The following is a 23,892-nucleotide window of genomic DNA, read 5'->3' as shown; positions in this document are numbered from 1 at the left end:
ACGGGACGCTCGGCAATTTGCTGCTTCATGGAAGGGTCCCTCATTTCTCGGTCGGGAGATTAAATTCTTGACGCTTGATCGTGATTTCCTCGTTCATGGCCCTGACGTAATTGTCCATCGTTTCGCGCGGATCCTCGCCCTGCACCACGACCCGGCGGAAAGCATTGTCGATATTCCGTCCGGTCAAGTAACCGCCCGGAACCTCGGGAATACCCCGCACCCACTGCATCTGCTCCTGCAGCTTTTGCAGATCCTGCGTCGGCCAAGGCAGCTGCTCCAGCGCGTCCTTGTTCGCGGTCGGGTACCGGGCAGAAGCGCCCATGCGGATTTCCATTTGCCTTCCGAATGCAATTTGGGTATCCTTGCCGGTCCACCACTTCATGAACTGCCAGGCCGCATCCTTATGCTCCGTGTGCTTGAACATGACGGTGGCCGAGCCTCCGCTCCCCACTTCACGATGCAGCTTGCCGTCCTGCCCTGTCGTCCCCGGCACCGGCGCGAAGGACCATAGCCCTTTGATTTCCGGCGCAAAAACGCTGAGCTTGTTGTACATCGTATAATCGACGATGCCGATCGGCATTTCGCCGGTACGGAAACGGTTGGCAAAATCGACGGTGATCGGAATTTTATAGTTGACGTAGAAATCGGTCCACTGCTTAAACTCCTGAATCCCGATCTCGGAATCCAGATCCACGGCCGCTCCGCCATTCTTGTAAATCTGGCCCTGATTCTGGTATAGGAACATGGTGAAGGCCGGATTAGGCGCCATCGTGACGATATTGTTGGTCGCCACGTCGTTGCCGAACGAATCCAGCGACCGCTGCGGCAGGCCGAACTGCAGATTGTGCTTTTGCAGGACCGGCAGCATGTCGTACACATCGTCCCAGCTTTGCGGCACCTTCAGGTGCAGTTCATCCTCCAAAATGTCTTTGCGGTAAAAAAGCATCGGGAAGGTCTGCTGCTCCGGCAGCGCATAATAGGAACCGCCATATTCGTAAGGCACGAAGGCGCTCTGGTTAAATTGGTTTTTCACCTCGCCGAAATCCGCAAAGGCAGACAGATCCTGCAGCGCGCTGCGGCTGGCGTAATTTACCGGCAGATCGTTTCCGATCTGCATGGCGACATCGGGGCCTTTGCCCGCAACCGTGGAAGGAAGAATCACATCCGATGCGACCAGCTTCAGGTTCACGCGAATGCCGGTTTGCTGCGTGAATTGGTCATCGATCAGCCTTTTGATGACCTGTGCCTGATCCCGGGCGGACGTTACCCATACGGAGATCGTATTCCCGCCGTCGCCGCTGCTCGAGAAGTCGTCATAATTTTCATAGAAGGATGCCGCAAAGGATTTCGTACCCGAAACCAGCTTCGACCATGCACCGGCTTGGGCCTGCGGCAGCTTGCTTCCCGGAGAGCTCACGATAAGGTAATCCAGCGACAGGGGCTGCTCATTCACCGTCAGCATCCATGAACTCAGCGCGCCGACGTTCGTTTTGAACGCCTCTACGCGTGAAGGTACGGATTCGGGATTATCTGCCATGTCTTTCAGCTGGTAGGCGACCGTATTGATGATGGATGTCCGTTCGTCGCTTTGGCCCGAAGGCCCTTCAATCGCCCGTGCGATGCTGTACAGCTGCTCGCTCGACTCCCGGAATACCTGAGTCATTTCCGGAATCCGCTGCTCCAGGTTGTAATCCCGGAACGTATCGGGAAGGGTGCCGGTATAGCTGATAATTTTGCGGTACATCGCATTCAAGTCCAGGATGCTGGATTCCACCGCGCGGAGGATCGGAGCAATATCCCCTAACGTGACCTCCATCCGGATGCGGTGTTTACCTTCGGTTAAATGAAATAGATACGGCTCGCTCCCGCCCGGTCCGATCACGTTCATCTGCCAGGCGCTCCCGTACGGGAAGGCGACGGTTTGCATTTCCTTGAACGGCAGCTTGCCGTCTATGTAAATCGAACGAAGCACGGAAAGGCCCCGCAGATAGTTTTGGCGATTTTTAATAGCGATCTGGTATAGACCGTCCCGCGGCACGTCAACCTCCCACTCCATCCACTGCCCCGGCAGTCTCCAGGCATAACCGCCCATCGCGTTGTTTCGGAGCTTGGATACATGATAAGGCTCCACCGCCGGATTCGACCGATCGTTATAAGGAAGAAGGCTTGGCGAAGATTTATAAAGTGCCTGCTCAGCCTGTACCTTGATCGTGACATCCGCTGCAGGCTTCAATCCTTCTTGCGCATACTTGGCTTCTATATCCTTGTAGGAAGGCACGTTCACGGGTGCAGCCAGCGTAATCTGGCGTATCACCAGCGGTTCCTTGATCGAAGTCAGTGACAAACTGTGGCGGCCCGCGGAGAAATAAAACAAAAATGGCTCTTCATACGCCCCGCTGCTGTCCTTCAGGGTCAAATCCTGCCAGAGATGTTCCTCCACCTGTGCCGGCGTGAGGTCATTGCCGCGTTCGTCACGGTCAAAGCTGTTGTTTTCGTTTTTCCAAATCCGGTTAAAAACAAGACTTTTCGCTTCCGTAAACGGAACCGATCCATCAATGGACAGCTCCCGTTCAATGTCGGAGTCCTTGCCAGGCTCCGTGTATACCTTCAAGCGTATGTTATATAATCCCGCTTGCTTGATATCGACGTCCCATGCTACAGTGCCGGCATCCTGCGTTAGAATGGAATTTCCCTCCATGCCCTCATGGCTTGGCAGCAAGGACACGCTCATTCCCTCCGCCTTGCTGTAGGAATCTCCTTCAATGACCACATCCGTGCCGGAAGGCGCGGCGGTGTTATGTTTCGCCAAATACGCTTCGTATCCGCCTGCCTTTAATGATGCTTTGATGCCGCTCAGGTCCAGCTGCACCGGCGCTTGTACGGCCGAGGCTGAAGCCTCGCGGGAAGTCGGTCCCTGCGCGGCTGTTGCAAGGCCTGCGGCAAGCGACAGCAGAACCAGGATGGATGCTGCCTTCATTATCGGTCTCTGCATGGGCTCCCCCTCTCTCTTCGGATGTACCCCATTCCCGGAAATTCCGGGGATGGGGGTACGCCTTAGAGCTGCTATGCTGCCGGGCTCTTATTTACTGTCCTGCAGCAGCTTGTTGATGTTGGCTTCGAACTGCGGCTTGACCTTATCGACGGCGGTAGACGGTGAGATTTTGCCTGTCGTGATATCTTTGACGACGCCTTCGAACAGTTTTCCGCCATCCGGAATTGCGTAATAGGAAATGTAGTCAATGCTTTCAGCCATTTGCTGGCGCGTATCAAGGGATTCCTTGTTCGGATAAGAGCTTTCCCAAGACTGCTGCGACAGCTTTCTGCCCGCATCATGCAGGCTGATTTCATCCAGAATTTTTGCGGCCACGTCCGCATGCTTGGAATACTTCGATACCATGAACATGTTGCCGAACGGCGTATAGGAAACGTATTTGTCCGATTTCGGCCCTTTCGGGAAGAACACGTATCCGATTTCCTGGTTCTTCATGCCGTCGAGCAGTCCGCCCAGCTCCCAGCTGAAGCCGCCGTACATGACGCCTTTGCCGGCAACGAATTCCTTGTTCGCATCTTCCGGAATCGGCTGCATGATGGATTTGTCCTTGTTATACAGGTCGGATACGAACTGGAGCGCTTCCATCGAATTTTCGCTGTTCAGGGAGAATTTGATATTTCCTTCGGCATCCTTGTCAACCGTGCCTTTGTTGGAGTAGATCAACTGCTCCGTGAACGAGTTGATTTTGCCGTAGGCGCCCGCGATGCCGTAAACATCCGTTTTGCCGTCGCCATTGGTATCTTTGGTCGCTTTTTTGGCGAAATCGCGGAATTTATCCCAAGTCCATTCGCCTTTTTGCTGGAGTTCATACGGATCTTCCAGGCCCAGCTTCTTCACGAGCGTTTTATTGTAAAAAATGCCGTATGGCGAAGGGGAAGAATCAGTCATCCCGTACTGCTTGCCTTTGAAGCTTCCGCCTTTTTTCATCCAGTCGATATATTTCGGATCCTTTAGGTCAAGCTTGTCGTCTACCGGTTGTATGAAATCTTTATTGGCGAGCGTCGGGAAAGCCCAGAACAGCTCGAGGAGGACGATGTCGGCAAACGGCGTGCCGGAGAGGGAGGTCGTGGTGAAATTTTCTACGTATTTGCCGTAATCTCCGAATTTCACGTACTCGATTTTGGTATTGTATTTCTTTTCGACTTCATCGATGAGTTTGATCTGCTCTTCTTCGGCCGGCCCTTTTTCTTTCACGAGCCGCGGGTCGGCGTCGTCATACCATACGCCAATCTTGATCGTGTCTCCGCCCAAATCGATTTTGGGCTCTTCCGGCGCTGCCGCCTCCTCTTTCGCAGGCTCTTTCTCCGGTTCCTTCGGTTGCTGTGCGGCTTTATCGCTTTCATTGGAACTGCCTTCTTCGGTGCCGCCGCCCGAGCAGCCAACAATGGTAAATACACAAAGCATAACTACGAGCAGCATGGAGAGTACCTTCATGTTCTTCACGCGTTCATCCCCCATTTTCCGTTTCGGATTAAATTGTTGAACCGCAATACAGAAAAGACCAATGAAACCTTAGCAATAAAACCGATCCCCCCCTTTGATTTGCGGAGTCCGCAAAAAAGAATGCGCTTTCATAACAACCTTGTGAAAATAAGCGATACGCTGTACATCCTGAAGGGAAAATCAGAAATTGTCGCTTTATATACCATATTAGATATATCTTATCTATCGCTTACACGAGTTATTATAATCGGGTGCCTATATTTTGTAAATAGTGAATATATCTTATTATTTTGTTGAGTATATTCAATTCATACCGGCCGTTCTCTAACCTTGGGCCTACTTGCCTGCGCAAATCCCCCTTCACATTCCGTGAATTACCCGTTCCCACAACGAAAGACCGCCCCTGTAGGGACGGTCTTTCGGCATACGCTACCTTTGCTCTTGAACAGAAAATTCGTCGGATATGACGGAAGTAGAGGCTCTGTCAATAAGCCGGACAGGTATTTCCGCCCGCTCGGCTCCCTTGCTCTTCCCTTCGATTTGAAGGACGATCAGCTCTGCCGCTTTGCGGCCGATTTCGCTGTAATCCTGGGCAATCGTCGTGAGAGGCACCTCTACAAGACTGGAGATCATGTGATCATCGAAACCGGCAATCGACAGCTGTCCCGGCACCTGAATGCCCATCTCCAGCGCGCTGCGCAGCAGATCAACGGCCAAATGGTCATGCTCGGCCTGAATCGCCGTTACTCCAAGCTCCATCATGCGGCTGATCAGCTTTTTATAAAAAGTGTTGCTTTTATCCTGATCGGCCTCGCGGTAGAAATCGGCGATAACCAGCTCCGGATCGACGGAAAGGCCATGATCGCGCAGCGCTTTGCAGTAGCCCTGATACCGGTCGCGGACCGAGCTCCTGAATTCGATGCTGATGCTGGAAATGAAAGCGATCCGCTCATGCCCAAGCTCAATCAGCTGCTTCGCAACCAAATAGCCTCCGTTGATGTTGTCCGATACGACGCTCGTTACGGGCAGGCTTTCCACGTACTGGTCAATCATGACGAGGGGATAATCGTTCCAGTACAGCACGTTCAGCACATCGATGTTGCTGATGGTGCTGATCGGATACAGGATAATGCCGCTCGCGCCGTTCTTCGGAATACGGAGCAGGAATTCACGCTCCCTGTCCTTGCTCCAGTTGCTGTTGTGGATGCTGAGGTAATATCCCTTCGTATCCAGATAATCCGATGCACCCTTGATGAAATCAAGCTCGCTTGTGGCCATATAAGGCAAAACCATGGAAATGATCGGCGCCTGAGTCCCCGCACCGGACTCCCCCTGCGGGCTTCTTGCCTCCTGCTTCTTGACATAGCTTCCGCTGCCGCGAATGCGGTATATCAATCCTGCGCGTTCAAGCTCGATCAAGGCCCTTTTCGACGTAATCCGGCTGACACCGGATTGTTCGGCAAGCTCCACTTCGGTCGGCAGCTGCTGATCTTCTTTATATTCACCGGATTGTATTTTTTCTTTCAAATCTTCCATGATGACCATATACAACGGCTTATGGTTTGACTGCATATACTCACGTCCAGTCTGTCCCTTTATTCACATAATCAAATTGATTATACCAAATTAACATTCCATTATGCAAACAAATATACCAACTCCAGAAACGGCTCTCCTTCTATCAAAAAAAGACCGCCCGTCATCGCCCCAAATGGAACGAAGCAGACAGTCTTCCTCGCGTTAAATTCAAACCGGATACTTAAAGCTACTTGGCAACTCTTAGCTTCGAGCTCAGATGAGCCAGCATATCCCGGGTCATCGCGTCCAGGTCATACTTGGCTTGAAAACCCCATTCGTCCGCTGCTGCGGAGGCATCAATGGAGTTTGGCCAGCTCTCGGCGATGGCCTGCCGCTTCGGATCTACATCATATTCGAGCACGAAAGAAGGCATCGACTTGCGAATGGAGGCCGCGATCGCTTCCGGATCGACGCTCATCGCAGTTACGTTAAACGCGTTTCGGTGCTTCAGCTTAGCCGCGTCGGCTTCCATCAGCCCGACAATCGCATCCAGGGCATCAGGCATATACATCATATCCATATGGGTACCCTTCGCGATGAAGGAAGCATAACGTCCTTGGCTTACCGCCGCATAATAAATCTCAACCGCATAGTCCGTCGTGCCGCCGCCAGGAGGCGTGACGTACGAAATAAGACCAGGAAAACGGATGCCTCTCGTATCGAGGCCGTATTTATGATAATAATAGTCGCACAGCAGCTCGCCGGAAACCTTGTTCACGCCGTACATCGTCGTCGGACGCTGAATGGTGTCCTGCGGTGTTTGATCCTTCGGGGTCGAGGGGCCAAACGCTCCGATGGAGCTCGGGGTGAAAAACTGGCAGTCCAGCTCCCTCGACACCTCCAGCGCATTAATCAGGCCGCCCATGTTCAGATTCCAGGCGAGCAGCGGCTTCTCTTCCGCCGTGGCGGACAATAGAGCAGCCAAATGAATCACTGTATCCACCCGATGCCGCTTCGCTATTTCAAACATCGCCTGGTCATCCGTCACGTCCAGCGTTTCAAAAGGCCCCGACCGGGTAATCTCATGCCCCGTATTTCTTACGTCGGTCGCGATAACGCAATCAGACCCGTACAAACGTCTCAACCCAGCAACCAGCTCCGAGCCGATCTGGCCGAGCGCTCCCGTCACCAATATTTTTTTCATCGTTATTCCTCCCCGTTTGGCTTCCCGGCAGATCGACTAGATAATGCCCAGTTCCTTGCCTACTTTTTCGTAGACGGAAACGACCTGCTTCAGCATCTCCTTGCTGTGGGCGGCTGTTGGCATGTTGCGGATACGCCCGGTTCCCTTTGGCACCGTCGGGAAGACGATTGCTTTCGCGTACACGCCCTCTTCATAGAGGCGTTTGCTGAATTCCTGCGTCTTCACTTCGTCACCGATAATACAAGGTGTAATCGGCGTTTCGCTGTGGCCAACGTTAAATCCGAGCCTTTTCAGTTCGCTCTTCAGGAAGTCGCCGTTCTCCCATAGCTTCTTGATCAGCGTCTGATCGTTCATCAGAATATCGACTGATGCTAGGCATGCCGCTGCCGATGCGGGAGGCATGGCCGTGGAGAACAGGAATGGGCGGCTTCGAAGCTTCAGCCATTCGATCAGCTTCTTTGCACCGGCCACATATCCGCCGACGACACCGATCGCTTTGGACAGGGTACCGATTTGAAAATCGATGCGGTCGGACAAGCCGAAATGCTTCACTGTGCCTGCCCCTCCGCCGAGAACGCCGGAACCGTGCGCATCGTCTACATAAGTGATGAGGTCAAATTCCTCGGCAATATCCACGATCTCCGGCAGCTTTGCGATATCACCGTCCATCGAGAAGACACCGTCGGTAATGACCATGATTTTGTTGTACAGACCGGATTCTTTGGCGGCCTTCGCCTGTGCTCTCAAATCCTCCATGTCCGAATGCTTGAAACGAATGGTTGTGGCTCGCGACAGCCGGCAGCCGTCGATGATGGAGGCATGGTTCAGCTCATCCGACAAAATGGCGTCGTTCTTATCCATAACCGCTGAAATCGCAGCCATATTACAGTTAAAGCCGGATTGGTAAGTAATTACCGCTTCCGTGTGCTTAAATTCGGCAAGTTTTCGCTCCAGCTCCAGATGAAGATCCAGCGTACCGTTAATCGTTCTGACGGCTCCCGCCCCAGCGCCGTATTTGCGGGCTGCCTGGATGGAAGCATCGATCAGGCGCTCGTCGGTAGCCAACCCCAAATAATTGTTGGAGGAAAGATTAACCAGCGTCTTCCCATCGATGAGAATGGTCGGTCCGTTCGGGCCCTGAAGCGGATCAATGACGTTGTAGAGGCCCTTGCTTTTCAAATCTTCAATATTTTCCGTTAAAAACTGATTCAGTGCATGACTGGACATGGCGAATCCCTCCCGAATATACATATGTCTTCTCACAAAGGACATTAACATTATTAAAAAGCCTTACGACACAAGAGTTTATGTATCTTCAATGTAGCATCTTTTATTTCATTTGTACATCCACGAAGGACAATGAATTTATTAAAATTTTTAGTATCCTCATTAATTCAGCAGAAAAGAAGTCGCAAATGATCGTTTTCTTCCATGCCAAAAAGCCCTCTGCTCGTTAAAACACGGGCAGAGGGCTGAAGAAAAATTGTATGGGGAAGCAAGTCTGGATGGAACCGCCTTACAGGACGGCAACACGATTTCTTCCTTCGTGCTTGGCTTTCATTAATGCCTTTTCCGCTTCATTGATCAGCTGTACACTGGAATTCCCTGCATGGGGAACCGCAGAGCTTACCCCCAGACTGATCGTCATGTAATCCGAAGCGTCCGAGAGATTCAGCGGTATTTGCATGGAAAGGACGGCCTGCCGAATTTGCTCGGCAATTTCCAGCCCCTTTTCTATGGACCCATGGGTCAAATGAACGGCGAAGGTGCCTCCCTGGAATCGGGCGATCACGGCCCCTTTGGGCCGGCCGAATGCATTCAGGACGTCAGCGATCCACTGCAGACACGTATCGGCCCCTTGGACACCGAACAGCATATTGTACGTGCTGAAATTGTCGATGTCGAGCATAATGACGGAGATCGGCGCTCCAAGGGTTCTGCATTGCTCCCATTCGCGGCTTAGCGACTTTTCGAAATAGCGCCGGCTTGGCACATCCGTCAATGTATCGGTATACACGAAGCTTTCAAGCTGGCCGGTAACTTCATGGAAATCGGCTTCGACTTTTTCCGCTATCGCCTTTTCTCTTGCAATTGCAAAGATGGAAGGCTTGTTCGCATAGATCACGTGAGCCATAGTCACCTCAAGCTGCATGACCGTTCCATCGAATGCCGTGAAATACTCTTCGGTCGATACCAGCGGTTCAATGGAGTGCTCCAGCTCGATCATCGCATACCGCAGGTTCTTGCCCGAGTCCGGATCGGCGAGGGATGTCCATCGCTGTCCCTGCATGTCCTCCGGTTTCGCCGCATGGAACAGCTTGACCGTCTGCTGGTTCACGTACATGATGTTCCCGTCGGTGATCGCGAAGAAGGCAACGGGGGACATGTCCATCAGCTGAAGATAACGCTTTTCGTTCTCCCGCATGATGCGGGCGTTCTGCTTTGCCTGCTCTTCCGCTTGACGCATCTGGTTTTCCGTGCGTTTGAGGACAACTGCCTTCAAGTCAGAAAGCGTGCGCATTTCCCTGGCCTTCCAAGGCAGTGAAGTCGACTCCACCGTATGCTTCCACTGCTCGAACGATTTGCGCGGTGACAACCGTTCCAGGTCCCCTTCCTTCACCACGGCCTTCTCGGGATCTCCAGCCCAGTTCACGACCTGAATGACTTCCGGCCGGAACCAGACAATATAATCGTTAGCATCCGGCGAAAGGGACATAAACATGGCCCCTGCCGCTTCTTTCTTGAAGAGCCTGGCCGGTTCGTATTCGATGCTCAAACAGGAAGAATGATAGGCATAATCCGACAGACGCTTGGACATCCAAGCCGCAAGTCCGCGCACTTCCGCGGAGGACGGCGTGATTCCCAGCAGCGTAAGCTGCCCCTGATAATTTACGGCGGCCCCTGTCGCGTCCATCAGGGCAAGGACATTCTCCTCCTCTTCCCGGATTTGGCTCATGACCCGGCTTGCCGACGTATTGCCGATAAAAATGCTCGAAATCCGGTTCGCCAACGTCTTGAGTGACAGCTCCGACTGGAAGTCGTCAAGCTGCTCCCGCTGGTACAGCTCGCTGGAGAAGAACGCTCCGAGGAAGTTGCACAAATTCCTTACCCGGTGCGTGACGTATTTTTTGGAATAATGATGACATGCAATCATGCCCCACAGCTTGTTTTCATGGATCAGGGAAATGGTCAGCGTGGCACCGACCCCCATGTTCTTCATATATTCGATATGAACCGGAGAAACGCTCCGCAGCGTGGACAAGCTAAGATTTAGCGGTTTGCCCGTTAACGGATGCAGCGTCGGCACGATGTCCACCGGGGTGTAATTGATGTCCACGATCGTTCGTAGCCAATTACGCAAGTAGAGTTCGCGGGCCTGCTTCGGAATGTCCGATGCCGGATAGTAGTGTCCGAGGTAGGTTTCCAGCTCCTCTTCCTTGGCTTCCGCAATGACTTTGCCATTCCATTGCTCATCAAATTCGTAGATGATGACCCGGTCGTAGTCCAGCATCTCCTTGATCTGCTCTGCCGCAAGCATGCTGGCTTCCACGCGGCTGTCCGTCTGCTTCATTTTGCCGAAAAACGACTGGATCATTTCAAAATCATTCAGCACGGGTCCCAGTTCATCGGTTGCCGGCTCCATTTCGAGAATGATTAAATTATCGCTCTCATGCAGAATTCCGTAGAAATCCTTCGCTTCCCCATTCACATCGACCACGATGTTCATGTAATGGAGCTGCGCAGGTTCGGATTTTAAGCGCTGAACCTCCGCAAGCATTTGGTCCTGCTGCTTCTGACCGATGATGCCTGCCACGGGCATGCCGAGCAGCTTATCGCTGGAAATCCCGATAAACTCATCCACGTTTATACTGCATTGTACAATCTTATGATCCTCCTCCAGGGTGACGGCAAGCAACATGCCATGGGGCTGGATTCGTCCCGGGATATGAATCGGTTCCTTGTCGCAATTCGTAAGATTGATGGATTCTTTGAGCAAAAAATCTCCTTCGGTCAGCAAAGTGCGGTTAAGCATATCCTTTTCTTTTCTGCCGGTTTGATTCGTCATTGTACCAGAACCTTCCTTGAATTATAATGATCTGCTATGGCTTTATTCACCTTCCACCCAGCGGTACAACAAATCAAACGTTTCCTTGGCTGCCAAGGTTATCATCTCGTTTTGTTCCGGCGTTAATTGAAGCTCGAGGACCCATTCGCGAAACTCGTTCCATTTGGGCCTAACTTCCTGTCCATAACTATAAAAATAACGGCCATTGCTTTCTTCATTTATGGGAAGAAAATTTTTCAGCTGCTTCGTAATGACCAGTCCTCCCAGGGTGGAGCCTTCCATAACGTACAAGTAACCCACCAACCCGGGTATGCTTGACACATCCGGAAGTCGTTCGCAGGTAGTCATGCCCGTTAACTCTTCACGGGTCACGCCGAGCGCAAGCAAGTCCTCCTCCAGAAGCTTGGCTTTCCCCCGACCCGCAGCATCGAACCCAAGTATATTTGAATTGTATCGATTCGAAATGATGCGTTCCACCGGCTTTATAAAGCCGTAGAACTTCTCCAGATACTCCTTGTACCCTTCCATTGTGAGAGACTGTTTCATAATGGCTTCCGCATACCGGTTCTCTTCCATCCGAACATGCATTTCTGCCGTCTCTTCTCTCAATCGGGTTAAAATGTTACTTTCATTCAATAGAAAACGCCTCCTTCGATAGGCACTCCACCTATTCTATCAATAAATGGGAATAAAAGCACACCGGGGTCATGCATTCTGCCATCCATGAATTCTTTTCGGCCTCAAGAAAAGGGTTGCCAAGATTTTAAAAAAGGATTAATGTGAACCTATATGAACCAAATGAACATAATTAAACATAAAAGGAGTGTTTTTAATGGAAAGAAGATATGCCTCGCATCCACGTGAAGCTAAACAGTTTGATACGGAACGGTTGCGGGAGGAATTCCACATCCCTACGCTCTTCATCCCGAATCATCTGGAGCTTGTTCTGACTCATGAAGACCGGCTGATCATTGGCGGCGCTTATCCGATTGCCGAGGAGATCAAGCTGGATACGGATTTAAAAGAGCTTGGCGTCAGCTTCTTTCTGGAACGCCGCGAAATCGGCATCATTAATGTAGGCGGAAAAGGCATCGTGACCGTGGAAGGCAAGGAACATGAGCTTGATCATAAAGAATGCCTTTTCGTCGGCATGGGCAATCAGGAGGTTATCTTCAAGAGTGTGGACACGGAAAGCCCTGCAAAATTCTATCTGAATTCCGCTCCTGCCCATCAGTCCTACCCGACGCAAAAAGTCACGCTTGCCGAGGCTGAATCAGCCGATTTGGGATCGATCGAAAATTCCAATGACCGGACCATTTACCGCTTTATCCATCAAAACGGCATCCAAAGTTCGCAGCTCGTCATGGGTATGACCCTTCTCAAAACGGGTAATATGTGGAATACGATGCCAGCCCATGTACATCCCCGCCGGATGGAAGCTTACATGTATTTTGACCTGCCTGAGGATGCGGTGGTGTTCCATCTCATGGGTGAGCCGGACGAAACGCGCCATATCGTCATGAGAAACGAGCAAGCCGTCATCTCCCCAAGCTGGTCGATCCACAGCGGAGTCGGCACGAGCAACTATACGTTTATCTGGGGCATGGCCGGCGACAACAAGATATATTCCGATATGGACCCCGTCAACATGAAGGATTTAAAATAAACTCACGCTTTCCTATTTACCCTGATTCGAAATGAGGCTTGTTTATGAACCCGATACTGCGGCACGAGAAGATTATGGAAGTATTGCTGACCAACAAGGAAGTTACCGTGACGGAACTGAGCGAAGTGCTGAAGGTCACGGGCAAAACCATTCGCGAAGATCTGACCCGGCTGGAGGAGCAGGGCTTGATCCGGCGTATCCACGGCGGTGCCGTGCTTGCACAGGCAGATCAATTCGGCATCCTCCCCTCGAAGGAGCCGATATCCCGGAACCTCGATATGAAACGCAGCATTGCAGCGGAAGCGGTGAAGCGGATTCAGCCTGGAGATATCATCGCGCTGGATGGGGGCAGTACGACGCTTGAGATCGCCCGCCTGCTTCCTAATCAGCAGCTGACCGTCATCACGAACGACGTGCATATCATCAGCGAACTTTCCAAAAAGGACAAGGTCGATCTCGTCGTTCCAGGAGGCTACAGGGTCCGCAACATTCTGACCGGTCCGGAAGCCGTTGCGTACGTCAAAGATCTGAACATTCAAAAAGCGTTCATATCTGCAACCGGCATACACCCGCAGCATGGGCTTACCATATATACCGGCGAATTGATTGCATTCAAGCGCGCACTGATCGACACCGCCCGGGAAATCATTGCGGTGATCGACCATCATAAATTCGGACAGACGGCACTCCGTACCTTTGCAGGACTGCAGGAGCTGGACTGTTTAATCACGGACAATGGGCTGCCTGAAGATACGCTGGAGCAATTCCGTCAAGCGGGTATTCCGGTGGAGCTGAGCGGCAACCATTGATCCTATCCTATTCAAGGAGCGGATATTCACATGAATCTGTTTAATCTGAAAGGTAAAACCGCACTGATTACCGGTACTTCCGGCGGTCTTGGGCAAGGAATCGCGATCGGCCTTGCCGAAGCCGGCGCCGATGTGGTCTGCGTTGCCCGAGGGTCCTCAAGCGAGGCCGTAGACATGGCGCAGGCTATGGGCCGCGAGGCCGCTGCCATCGAAGCGGACCTGAGCGATGCCTCCAAACTTCAGAGCGTATTCGATCAAGCCCTGTCGCTGACGGGCCGGATCGACATTCTTGTCAATAATGCAGGAACCATCCGCCGGACGCCAGCCAAGGATCACAGCGAAAAGGATTGGTTCGATGTCATCGATCTCAATCTGAACAGCGTGTTTCTGTTATCGCAAATGGCGGGCAGACATATGATTGAGCGCGGAAGCGGCAAAATCATCAACATATGCTCCATGCTGTCCTATCAGGGCGGCATCAATGTACCCGGCTATACTGCCAGCAAGCACGGGGTAGCCGGGCTGACCAAGGCGTTCGCCAATGAATGGGCCGCAAGCGGCGTTCAGGTCAACGGCATCGCCCCGGGGTATATGATCACGGATAACACCGCGCAGATTCAGGCCGACGAGAAACGCAAAGCTTCCATTACCGAGCGTATCCCTGCCGGCCGTTGGGGAACGCCCGAGGATCTGCAGGGCGCAGCCATATTCCTGGCTTCCTCTGCGTCCGATTACGTCAATGGACACGTGCTTTGCGTGGACGGCGGCTGGATGGCCAGATAACCGGTTCGTTCGCAAACAGAAGACCGTATTCCTCGCGATGAGGATACGGTCTTCTGTTGTTCGCCTTATCGCGGCTGAATCAGGATGCCTAACTCTCATCCAGAGGCAGAATGCTGCGGAACGGTCTTCTTTTTGACAAGTCTTGGCGGATCAAGCAAGCCCGAAGGCAGCAGCACGAACTCCTCCGAGAACTCCTCTCCTTCCGTCGTCCAATTCCCCGGACCATAGCTTGTCGCTAATAATGGAAGCTGGTGCAGCGGACCGAATGTATTTCTTCTCGTGAGAACCAGATCGAACTCGAGCCGTGACAACGGCCCGTTATCCATTGAAAGCTCTCGTTCGTAGGGCTGCCAGGCAATCATTTGATGCTCTTCGCCGTGATGCACCTTCACGCAGGCTGCTTCAAAGGAGGAGAATGAAATGAAGATCCCCGCGTCCGTTACCTCGTTCATGTTCAGCGTCTCGCTTGTCCGCTGCTCATCAATGATGGGCTTATAAGTAATCGCTCCGCCGTAAAAAGGAAACCCCTGCTCGGTAATCGAACCAGCCGCCAGCGTTTGCGGCTGACGGATGAGCGTGCACATGCGGCTGTCGATTCTAACTCCAAAGTCTCCGAGCAGATACACGGCTTCAAGCGGAACGCCCTGATGGAACTGGGTGCGAAGCTCCACGGTATTCTCACCCTGGCACAGCACTTCCGCAGGCAGCGGGACTTTGACGAAGCAGCGGTCGACCCACCATTCGCCGCGATCGTCATGATTGAGCAGTATTCCATTGATCCGAATTTCAAAGCATTCAGGGCTTTCGAGCGCCAGATACAGCAGCGTGTCCGGCACACAATCGACATTGAACCTGTAGGTAAGAACAAGCGGCCTCTCCCTGTCGGCCTGGGCAAGGCCAAAGGATTCAACATACCAAGGCTGAATCATCTCTCCATGCCGAAGCGGGAGATGCAGTTGTGTCCTGATTTGTCTGTCTGCCTTCAAAATCTCGACCGGAGTTTTCGTCTCTTCATCCTGATCCAAGCGATAGGTCACCCTGTCCAGAACGCATACGTTAGGCTCGCTGAGCCGATACGCATAAGGCCCCTCGATTTCCAACCATTGCTCATCCACAGTCCATGTGACTTCCGGCAGCGTCCTATCCGATTCATTGCCGATAACATATACATGCTCCTGAACCGGTGCGAACCCGGTCATCCATTCCATGAAACCGTCTCGGTTCATCGTGGACACCCGTTTTCTTTCCCCTGACGCACAATCCCACTCCTCGACAAACCCTTTTCCTGCAATACTGACGACAACCCCTGCATGCGTTTCCTCGCGGTTCATGTTCATGAGCACAACAACCATGCGGCCTTGATCCGACCGTACTTGAGCATATATATCTTTCAGAGCAGCGCCCGTCGCAGCATCCTTGACAGTAACCCAGGTACGGACGGATTCCCTGCATGCGCCAAGCATGGCATGACGCTCCACATGATTCACCGTCGCAGCGAATTGTTTGACTTCATCCGAACGAAGGGCATCCAAATACGCGGGGACTTCCCCGGCAAAGATGATGTGGCCCCCCGCATCACGGAAATCCTTCAGAATCCGGAGCGTGGACTCACGCATGGTCAGCATTCCCGTGACGAGAACCGCCCGGTACGCCGCGCGGCCGACCCGCAGTACCGGGGTCCCTATGCTATCCTTTTCAACGCGGGATAGTCGCCTCATCATATCTTCGTCGCCGTAATCAAAATCGATCTGAGCACCCGACAGCTCATGAAAAGTATCCGCATATTGCTGTTCCAGCACTTGAACCCGGCTAGACTGCGCCGACAGTCCCTTGGACCAGCCCGGGTAAATCTGCCCCCATAAGCTTTCAACCGGATTGATCACGAGCAGATCGCAGACAGCCTCGCCGCTCGTCATGATGACGCCCAATCTGGCGTAGTAATCTTCGACATAGCCGTAATCTTGCCACCAGGCCGACTGATAAAAGATGCTGGCCGGATAATCCCGCTTCGACTCCCCGGCCATCGAATACCATGATAAATGATGGCAGCGTACATTGATGCCGAACAGCGCCTGCCAATCCCCCACAGCCTTATGCCCTTCGAGCGGCATCTGCCAGCCGGTGCATCCGTACAGCTCGGATAACAGCCAGGTCTTCCCGAGCTGCCTGGCTGCGGACGACAGCTGTTTGACGATCCAATAATTCACATTACCTTCCGTCAGGACGTCAACGCCCGGATAACCCATGTGCTCGTAAAAGCGCATCATCGATCCAACCATCGCTGTCTGGGCCGTTAAGCTGTCTTCATGGAGCGTATGTCCTGTCAGAATCAGGCCGTTCTCTTCGCACCATGCCTGAATCGGCTTGGCAAAGCTTTCAAGAAACATATTCTGGAGCAGATCAACGTAATGCCATTTCACCTGAGAGAACGCCTTGCCCTCCGGCATCAAGAACAATTCCGGGAGATGCTCCGTAAGATCGTACCCATAGACTGAACGGAATTGATCAAACAGCGTATACGTCCAGGGCACATGCCAGTGGCCGTTCTCATTTTGGATGCCGAATCCGTCCAGCAGGGCTCCGCGGTGCGGTTCATCGGTAAATATGCCCTTGATGGATTTGCCGAAATGCTGACCGCTTTGTGCTTTGTATTGTTCATGCGTCACTTCGATAAATCGTTCCACGGCTTCCGGGTTCAGCGTATCCAGGTACGTATGTCCGTTATAGAAGCTTTCCGACTTCTGCTCCACCACCGAGAATGCGAGGATGGTCTGCCCGGAAACCACTTCCGGGTTCCGGTTCCTTGGAATTTGCTTGCCATTTCTGAACACTATGCCGTCCAGCTCACACTCAAAAGCGGCCAATACAGACTCCGACCAAACAAAGTCCTCCGCCGGCACGGGTTCCAGCTTGATAAACTTCAGGCGATACCGGGGTTCACTCGTGACAAGGCCTCCTGCGGAGCCGCTCGGCCACCGGTCTTCGTCATACAGCCAGGCTTCAAGCCCCAGCCGCTCCGCTTCTTCCGAGCAGGCGTTGATGAATTCAAACCATTCATCGCCGAGATACTCGGTAGCCAGCCCCGTTCGCGAATGCATGAAAAAGCCGCCGAAACCCATCTCCTTGATAACGTGGATTTGCCGCAGCAGCTCCTCCTTTTCCAGCTTGCCGTTCCACGACCAGAAAGGCTTGCCTCGATAAGCAGCAGGCGGATTAACGAAAAGTTCATACAGTGCTTCCGTCACGTTGTTCGTTCCCTCCATTTCAATCGGACGCTCGTAAAAATGGTTTCAGGCGATAAGAAAAACGTCTATCGACATACTTCCAAAGGAGATAGACCGCTTCAAGATGTTGTTTTTCTTGCGTTATCAGGCAAATTCACCTTCGAATTTATACTTTCTGATATCTTGAAAAAGCAGACCGTACCCTCACCATGAGAATACGGTCATGTAAGATGAACTCCACTATCTATCGGCCAATACTTCCTTCTCGTACTGTTTGACTTCTGCCAGCCAATCCTCTCTCACGGGCATGCCTGCCTGCGAGCAGTAATAATCCCAGATCGCCCCGAAAGGGTAGGATTTGAACTCTTCCACGAGCGCCAGCCTGGAGGTTAAATCGCCTTCCAGCTCGATCTGTTTCAGTGTATCGATCGGCTCCAGCATCGCCCGCAGCAGCGCCTTCAGCGTGTTTCTTGTTCCGATGACCCATGCGGCGACATGATTGATGCTACCGTCGAAGAAGTCAAGTCCGATATGCGTTCTGTCCAGCAGATCGCCACGGACAAGCTCACGGGCAATGTCCAGCAATTCGTCATCCATCGTCACCACATGATCGCTGTCCCAGCGGACCGGACGGCTGACATGCAGCAGCAGCTGATCTCCGAACAGCAGCCAAGAAGAGAGCTTATTCGATATCGTCTCGGTAGGGTGGAAATGTCCCGAATCGAAGCATATGGTCTTTCCCCTGGAAAGGGCATATCCCATATAAAACTCATGCGAGCCGACGACATAGCTCTCTGAACCGATTCCGAACAGCTTGCTTTCCAGCGCATCAATGTTGTATTCCTCGCTGATCGGCTCGCTGAAGATATCATCAAGCGATTCCATCAGGCGAACCCGCGGTGATTTGCGGTCGACGGGCGTATCCTTGTAACCGTCCGGAATCCAGAAATTCGTGACACACGGCTGCCCGAGCTCCTTGCCGAAGGATTCGGCTATTCTGCGCGAAGCCTTGCCGTGCCGGATCCAGAAATCCCGGATCTCGGGATCGGGGTGGCTTAGCGTAAAACCATCCTTGGCTTTCTCATGAGAGAAGCAGGTCGGATTGAAATCGAGCCCATATCCTTTTTCCTTCGCCCAGCTCACCCAATTCGCAAAATGCCTTGGTTCCAGTTCATCCAGATCCACTTGCTCTTCCGTGTCTGCATAGATCGCATGCAGATTCACTTTGTGCCTTCCCGGAATGAGCGCGAACGCTTTGTCGATATCCTCCCTGAGCTGATCCGGTGTTTCCGCACGTCCCGGATAGCTGCCGGTAACGGCAATGCCGCCGCTCAGCTCCTGCCCTTTATTCATGAATCCCCTCACATCGTCTCCCTGCCAGCAGTGCAGCGAAATTTTGATTCGGGAAAGCCGTTCCAGCACCTCTTCTACGTTGATACCATGCTTCTCGTAAAGCTTTTTCGCTTCATTAAAGCTGTTTTGAATGACTGCGTCCATTGATGGTTACCTCCCATATCGGTTAAAGGTCTTCACATTCAGCGTTTCATATCGCCTTTTCCAGTCCTCTGTATCTTGCACGAAGCTCTGCCAGCAGGCCCGGTTCTACCGGCTCCGGCTCATAGGTATGAATGGTAAAGGAATTCCGTATAAGCTCCCTGGCTTCCTGGATGTCCGCGATTTCACCGCAGGCGATCATCTGGACGGCAAGATTGCCGAGAACGGTCGCTTCGGTCGGTCCGGCATACACGTTCATGCCGAGCAGATCAGCGCTCAGCTGGCATAAAAATGCGTTATTGGATCCGCCGCCGACGATATGCAGCTGCTCCAGCCGCTCGCCCGTCACTTCCTCCAATTCCCGCACATACACGTCATAGGAGAGGGCCATGCTGTCGAAGATACATCTCGACATCTCCCCCGGAGTAGACGGTACAGGCTGACCTGTTTGAGCGCAGTAGCCCCGAATGGCTTCGATCATGCTCGGCGGGTTCAGGAACCGGTCATCGCCGCATGGAATGAGCGATTGGAAAGGCTTCGATGCCGCAGCCATTTCCGCCAGCTCGGCAAACGAATACGCATTATCCAGCTCCTTGCGGACCTGCTGAACCAGCCACATGCCCATCATGTTTTTCAGAAACCGGAACGTGCCGTAGGCGCCGCCTTCGTTCGTATAATTTCCTTCCATCGCCGTCCGGCTTGTCAAAGGCTGCGTTCGTTCCACACCGATCAGGGACCAGGTCCCGCTGCTTAAATATCCCCAGGCTTTTCCCTGGGCAGGAACACCGAGTACGGCGGACGCCGTATCATGCGTAGCGGCGCAGATCAGCTCGCATTGCGGAAGGTCATAGGTTTGCACGAGTTCCTCGCGAATGGGTCCGAACCGGTAGCCCGGCTGCACAAGCTCAGGAAATTGCTCCCTGCGCAGTCCAAGCAGCGCGAGGAGATCAGGGTCATAATCCTGTGCCCGTAAATTCAGCAGCTGGGTTGTTGAAGCGTTCGTCGCCTCGCTTTTGGCGATGCCGCTCAGGCGGTAATGCAAATAATCCGGTACCAGCATGATCTGCGCGGCCGCTCCCAGCTCTTCCGGGTCATGTACCGATAACTGATAAAGCGTATTAAACGACAGCTGCTGGATACCCGTTTTGGCGTATAGCTCCTCAAAGGATATGTTCTGGTGAAACCGCTGCGCGGCATCATTCGTCCGCGGATCCCGGTAGGAGAATACTTCTCCGATCCGTTCACCCTTCGGGTCGACGAGCGCATAATCCACGGCCCAAGTGTCCAGGCCGAGCCTGCACGCTGTGACTCCGAGCCTTTTCGCCTGCTGAAGCCCACGGATGATTTCATGAAACAAAAGATCAATATCCCAATAACAATGCCCGTTTGTTTCCTTGAATCCATTATCGAAACGATGGATCTCCTGCAGCTTGAGGGCCCCTTCTTCCACCGTCCCCATGATCACCCTACCGCTGGAGGCGCCGATATCAACGGCCAAATACTTGTTCATGCTGATGGCTCCCGTCATGAATATTTGCCCTGCGTGACTGATGATGAAAGGTCCCGCACAAGGCGGTCGTCCTCCGCCAGCTTGACCCCGGCAGGCAGCTTAATAAATTGCCGGCCTTGCTCCCAGCCGGCTTCGATGAGTCCATGCGGAGTCGGGATCGCCGCTTTGCAAGTGCCTACGCCAACCAAAGCCTGCGGCCGAAAGACCACTTTTCCGTAACCGGGCTCGACCGGCTGCACGCCGATAACCCGCGACATGATCCAGTGAATCGGGGTGCCGGCCCAGCTGTGACAAAGGCTGATGCGGTAGGAATCATAAGCTGTATACGTTGTCAGCGCATGATGAAAGTCGCCTTCATGCGAGAGGGTAACCCCTTCCCAGCAGGTCGTTGCGCCCTCATCCAGCATTTTCCCCCATACGGTCGATACGGCGTCCCACGCCTTTTCGGGAAGTCCCAGCATGGAGCAGCATTCCGCCAGCCAGTAGGCCGATAACGGCGTGATCGGGTCCATCGGCGCGTACCCCTCCAGGAAAGAACGGGCCTGGTCCTCACCGATATAACCTGACATGATGCCGAGCAGCTTCGTGATCAACTGTTCTCCGGATAGAAACTCCTCTGCTGTCAGGTCCATATGCCCCCATGCCGACAGTCCAGGCAGGGATAGCTCCGGCAGATAGCTTTTGAGCTTGCGAAGATTGCCTCCGGTCATCCGGTACAACGCCTGCATGCAGAGCTCGCTCTCGCTTTGCCGCATCGGCACCCACTCAATCAAGTTCGATGTCAGGCCGTTCAGTCCGCCGGAAACCGGATCAATCAGGCTCTCCGCCTGGGCTGTATGCCTTGTTAATTCCTCATTTAAGGACAAGACAAATTCCCGGTCTCCCGTATGCAGATAATACTCCCATACGTTATTCAGCCACCAGAACGTATAGGAAGGAAGATCGTTCATCCAGTAGCCCGCAGGCGTCCCCCGGCCGAGTTCTTCCATCGAACGTCGAAGCACGGATAAATCGTCATACATGACATAATCCGCCTTCGCGGCTAAATAGAAATCATAGGTCCAATTGAGTCTGTCCCGTTTGATGCCGTCCCACAATCCGATCTGATGGCATATCCGGTTCGTATGCAGGGAAAGATCGAACACGCTTTGAAGCCGCTCGGAGTCGGATTCGAAATAACCTGGCTGTATCATGGGCACGCCCGCTTCTTCTCCCTGCCAGGTCAATTCAAACCGGCTATGTCCCTCTGCCAAAATATACAATCTGACATACCGCAAGCCCTGCGGCAGCGTCACTTCCGATTCGCCTGCTGCCAGCACGAAGGACTCGGTCATCAACCCTTCGTAATGCTCCATCTCGTGCAATGACTCCGCCCCGTTCCAGACGATGCTTATATGGCCGGATCCAACGTTCTCCATCCGGAAACGCATATTGTATTCCCGGCCCAGGTCTAGCAGAACCGACGGCATGTCATGCAGCCGGGTTTGTTTCCAATATTGATGGGCTTCCCGCCATTCCGTTTGTTTGCGTACGTGATAGAAGATATGCCTCTCCGTCCGCTCTGGCGCCGGAACCGGAATATTACCTCTTGCTTTTCCGGTTATCCGCACTTCGCCGCCCCGGACCGTAACCTCCGCATGCTTCGCCTCTAACAGAGCAACGTCAACCAAAGGCGAGGTTCGAATATCGCCGAATCCCCCCGCTACAAACCATTCCGGTCCTCCTTCGAGGTCCCCGTAAGGCTCCTCGCCAAGCAGGCATACGACTGCCGCCGCCTGCCCGTCCCTGTCAATCCAGGTTTCATCCGTCCGCAGCCACAATCCGTCCCCTGACAGATATGCGATACAACCCGCCAGCCGGCCTTTCAGATGGATATTGATCCCCGCCACAGGCATCGGCGACTCGCATTCGATCCGGAGCCGAATCGAATGCTCGCCGGCTTCCAGCCGATCCGGAAATCCTTCCAGGCACTGGAACGAGCATAGATTGGCAGCGCTTTCCTCCAGCCAGCCGACCAGCCTGCCGTCCAGCTCGACTTCGGCCGCACCGGTCAGCGCGATCTGAAACCGGACATTTTCGGCATCCGCCGCAAGCGTGAAAGATTTAACGAACTCGACCCGCTCCTTGTCTTCACGGTCTTGGTGCCATATCCACTTTGGAAGCTTTGTTAACAACTCATCCATATGATGACCGCCTTTCCTGCATTCATGGGTGTTACATCTTCAGCGCGCCCTGCGTCATGCCTTGAATGTAATACTTCATCCCAAAGGAGAAGATCAGCAGCAGAGGCACGGATGATATGGCGTACGCAGAGAACTGCGTTCCCATATCGGTCACTCCGAACTGCTTGGTAAAGACCGTCAATCCGACCGCGATGACCTGAAGGTTCCGATCCTGAATCGTCAGCAGCGGCCAAATGTAGTCGTTGTACACGCCGACGGAGTGCATGATAAATAAGGTGGCGAGTATAGGAAGCGACAGCGGAATGACGATTTTGAAAAAGACCCCGATTTCGGTCGATCCGTCCATTCGCGCAGCTTCGAAGAGTTCGCCGGGCAGCCCTGCCATATAGCTGCGGCACAGAAAGGTACCAAAGATTTGCCCCCCTGCCGCACTCGCGATGAGTATGACCCATGGCGTATTCGTCAGGCCCATGCTGTCATACAGAACATATGACGGAATCAGCGTAAGCACGCCGGGAACCATCATCATGCCGAGCATCAGCATAAACAGCAGCTCTTTTCCGGGAAAGCTCTTCTTCGCGAAAATATAGCCTGACACTGCCGAAAGAAGCATGACCAGAATGCTGGCAACGACCGCATAACTGATGGAATTCACCATATAACGCCAAATGCTCGTGAACGCTTCGCTGTAATTGCCCCATCTGATCGGTGCCGGCATCCCCCAGAAGTTTCCTAATATTTGCGAGTTGCTTTTCAGGGAGCTGAACAACATGAACAAAATAGGCACCAGCGTGAAAAATACGAGCAGGCTTAACAGGATAATGATCAGCACCTGGTTGATGCTTGCTTTAAGCCTCAAATTCCTCCGCGATTTGACTTTGTGTCTGACGTTCAATGTTTCATTGGTATTGGCCGGGCTGGTATACATGGCTTTCGTCCC

At 53.0% G+C, this 23,892-nt stretch carries 15 protein-coding genes; 3 read left to right on the top strand and 12 right to left on the bottom strand.

Going from position 1 to position 23,892, the window contains the following annotated elements:
- Window positions 1-40: 40 nt before the first annotated feature.
- The 7 genes from ACTHPM_RS00665 to ACTHPM_RS00635 form a co-directional block, all read right to left on the bottom strand.
- Entirely contained in the window at window positions 41-2,992 is a 2,952-nt protein-coding gene (locus ACTHPM_RS00665; RefSeq protein ID WP_440393275.1) for an extracellular solute-binding protein, read from the bottom strand.
- 87 nt (window positions 2,993-3,079) lie between these two features.
- Window positions 3,080-4,486 (bottom strand): ABC transporter substrate-binding protein, encoded by a 1,407-nt coding sequence (locus ACTHPM_RS00660; protein ID WP_440395308.1) that lies wholly within the window; start codon window positions 4,484-4,486, stop codon window positions 3,080-3,082.
- A 438-nt stretch (window positions 4,487-4,924) separates the two neighbouring features.
- Window positions 4,925-6,067: a GntR family transcriptional regulator gene (locus ACTHPM_RS00655; protein ID WP_440393274.1), complete on the bottom strand. Its 1,143-nt coding sequence runs from the start codon at window positions 6,065-6,067 to the stop codon at window positions 4,925-4,927.
- 193 nt (window positions 6,068-6,260) lie between these two features.
- Window positions 6,261-7,217, bottom strand: coding sequence for an L-threonine 3-dehydrogenase (locus ACTHPM_RS00650; protein WP_440393273.1), 957 nt, complete (start codon window positions 7,215-7,217; stop codon window positions 6,261-6,263).
- Between the two features lie 36 nt (window positions 7,218-7,253).
- Window positions 7,254-8,444, bottom strand: coding sequence for a glycine C-acetyltransferase (locus ACTHPM_RS00645; RefSeq protein ID WP_440393272.1), 1,191 nt, complete (start codon window positions 8,442-8,444; stop codon window positions 7,254-7,256).
- 289 nt (window positions 8,445-8,733) lie between these two features.
- Entirely contained in the window at window positions 8,734-11,250 is a 2,517-nt protein-coding gene (locus ACTHPM_RS00640; protein WP_440421399.1) for a diguanylate cyclase domain-containing protein, read from the bottom strand.
- A 75-nt stretch (window positions 11,251-11,325) separates the two neighbouring features.
- On the bottom strand, window positions 11,326-11,919 hold the full coding sequence (locus tag ACTHPM_RS00635) for a biliverdin-producing heme oxygenase (RefSeq protein ID WP_440393270.1): 594 nt from the start codon (window positions 11,917-11,919) through the stop codon (window positions 11,326-11,328).
- Between the two features lie 196 nt (window positions 11,920-12,115).
- Here ACTHPM_RS00635 and kduI point away from each other — a divergent pair, with 196 nt between their 5' ends.
- Genes kduI through kduD form a run of 3 tightly spaced genes read left to right on the top strand, consistent with a single transcriptional unit; the run spans window position 12,116 to window position 14,541 of the window.
- Window positions 12,116-12,949, top strand: coding sequence for a 5-dehydro-4-deoxy-D-glucuronate isomerase (gene kduI / locus ACTHPM_RS00630; protein WP_440393269.1), 834 nt, complete (start codon window positions 12,116-12,118; stop codon window positions 12,947-12,949).
- A gap of 44 nt (window positions 12,950-12,993) precedes the next feature.
- A complete protein-coding gene (locus ACTHPM_RS00625; RefSeq protein WP_440393268.1) occupies window positions 12,994-13,758 on the top strand; it encodes a DeoR/GlpR family DNA-binding transcription regulator in 765 nt (254 codons plus the stop codon).
- A 30-nt stretch (window positions 13,759-13,788) separates the two neighbouring features.
- Window positions 13,789-14,541, top strand: coding sequence for a 2-dehydro-3-deoxy-D-gluconate 5-dehydrogenase KduD (gene kduD / locus ACTHPM_RS00620; RefSeq protein WP_440393267.1), 753 nt, complete (start codon window positions 13,789-13,791; stop codon window positions 14,539-14,541).
- Between the two features lie 95 nt (window positions 14,542-14,636).
- Here kduD and ACTHPM_RS00615 read toward each other — a convergent pair whose 3' ends face one another.
- The 5 genes from ACTHPM_RS00615 to ACTHPM_RS00595 form a co-directional block, all read right to left on the bottom strand.
- Window positions 14,637-17,786 carry a glycosyl hydrolase gene (locus ACTHPM_RS00615; RefSeq protein ID WP_440393266.1) on the bottom strand — a complete coding sequence of 1,050 codons (3,150 nt, stop codon included), beginning with the start codon at window positions 17,784-17,786 and terminating at the stop codon, window positions 14,637-14,639.
- 219 nt (window positions 17,787-18,005) lie between these two features.
- Window positions 18,006-19,262 (bottom strand): L-rhamnose isomerase, encoded by a 1,257-nt coding sequence (rhaA, locus tag ACTHPM_RS00610; RefSeq protein ID WP_440393265.1) that lies wholly within the window; start codon window positions 19,260-19,262, stop codon window positions 18,006-18,008.
- A 46-nt stretch (window positions 19,263-19,308) separates the two neighbouring features.
- Entirely contained in the window at window positions 19,309-20,769 is a 1,461-nt protein-coding gene (gene rhaB / locus ACTHPM_RS00605) for a rhamnulokinase (RefSeq protein WP_440393264.1), read from the bottom strand.
- Window positions 20,770-20,783: 14 nt separating this feature from the next.
- Window positions 20,784-22,952 carry an alpha-L-rhamnosidase C-terminal domain-containing protein gene (locus ACTHPM_RS00600; RefSeq protein ID WP_440393263.1) on the bottom strand — a complete coding sequence of 723 codons (2,169 nt, stop codon included), beginning with the start codon at window positions 22,950-22,952 and terminating at the stop codon, window positions 20,784-20,786.
- 31 nt (window positions 22,953-22,983) lie between these two features.
- Window positions 22,984-23,880, bottom strand: a complete 897-nt coding sequence (locus ACTHPM_RS00595) for a carbohydrate ABC transporter permease (protein WP_440393262.1) — start codon at window positions 23,878-23,880, stop codon at window positions 22,984-22,986.
- Between the last annotated feature and the right edge of the window lie 12 nt (window positions 23,881-23,892).

It is taken from the genome of Paenibacillus sp. SAFN-054 (assembly GCF_051966755.1).
GTDB lineage: Bacteria > Bacillota > Bacilli > Paenibacillales > Paenibacillaceae > Paenibacillus_AQ.
The sequence above is the reverse complement of the archived record's forward strand: the minus strand, read 5'-3'. Positions and strand labels throughout refer to the sequence as shown.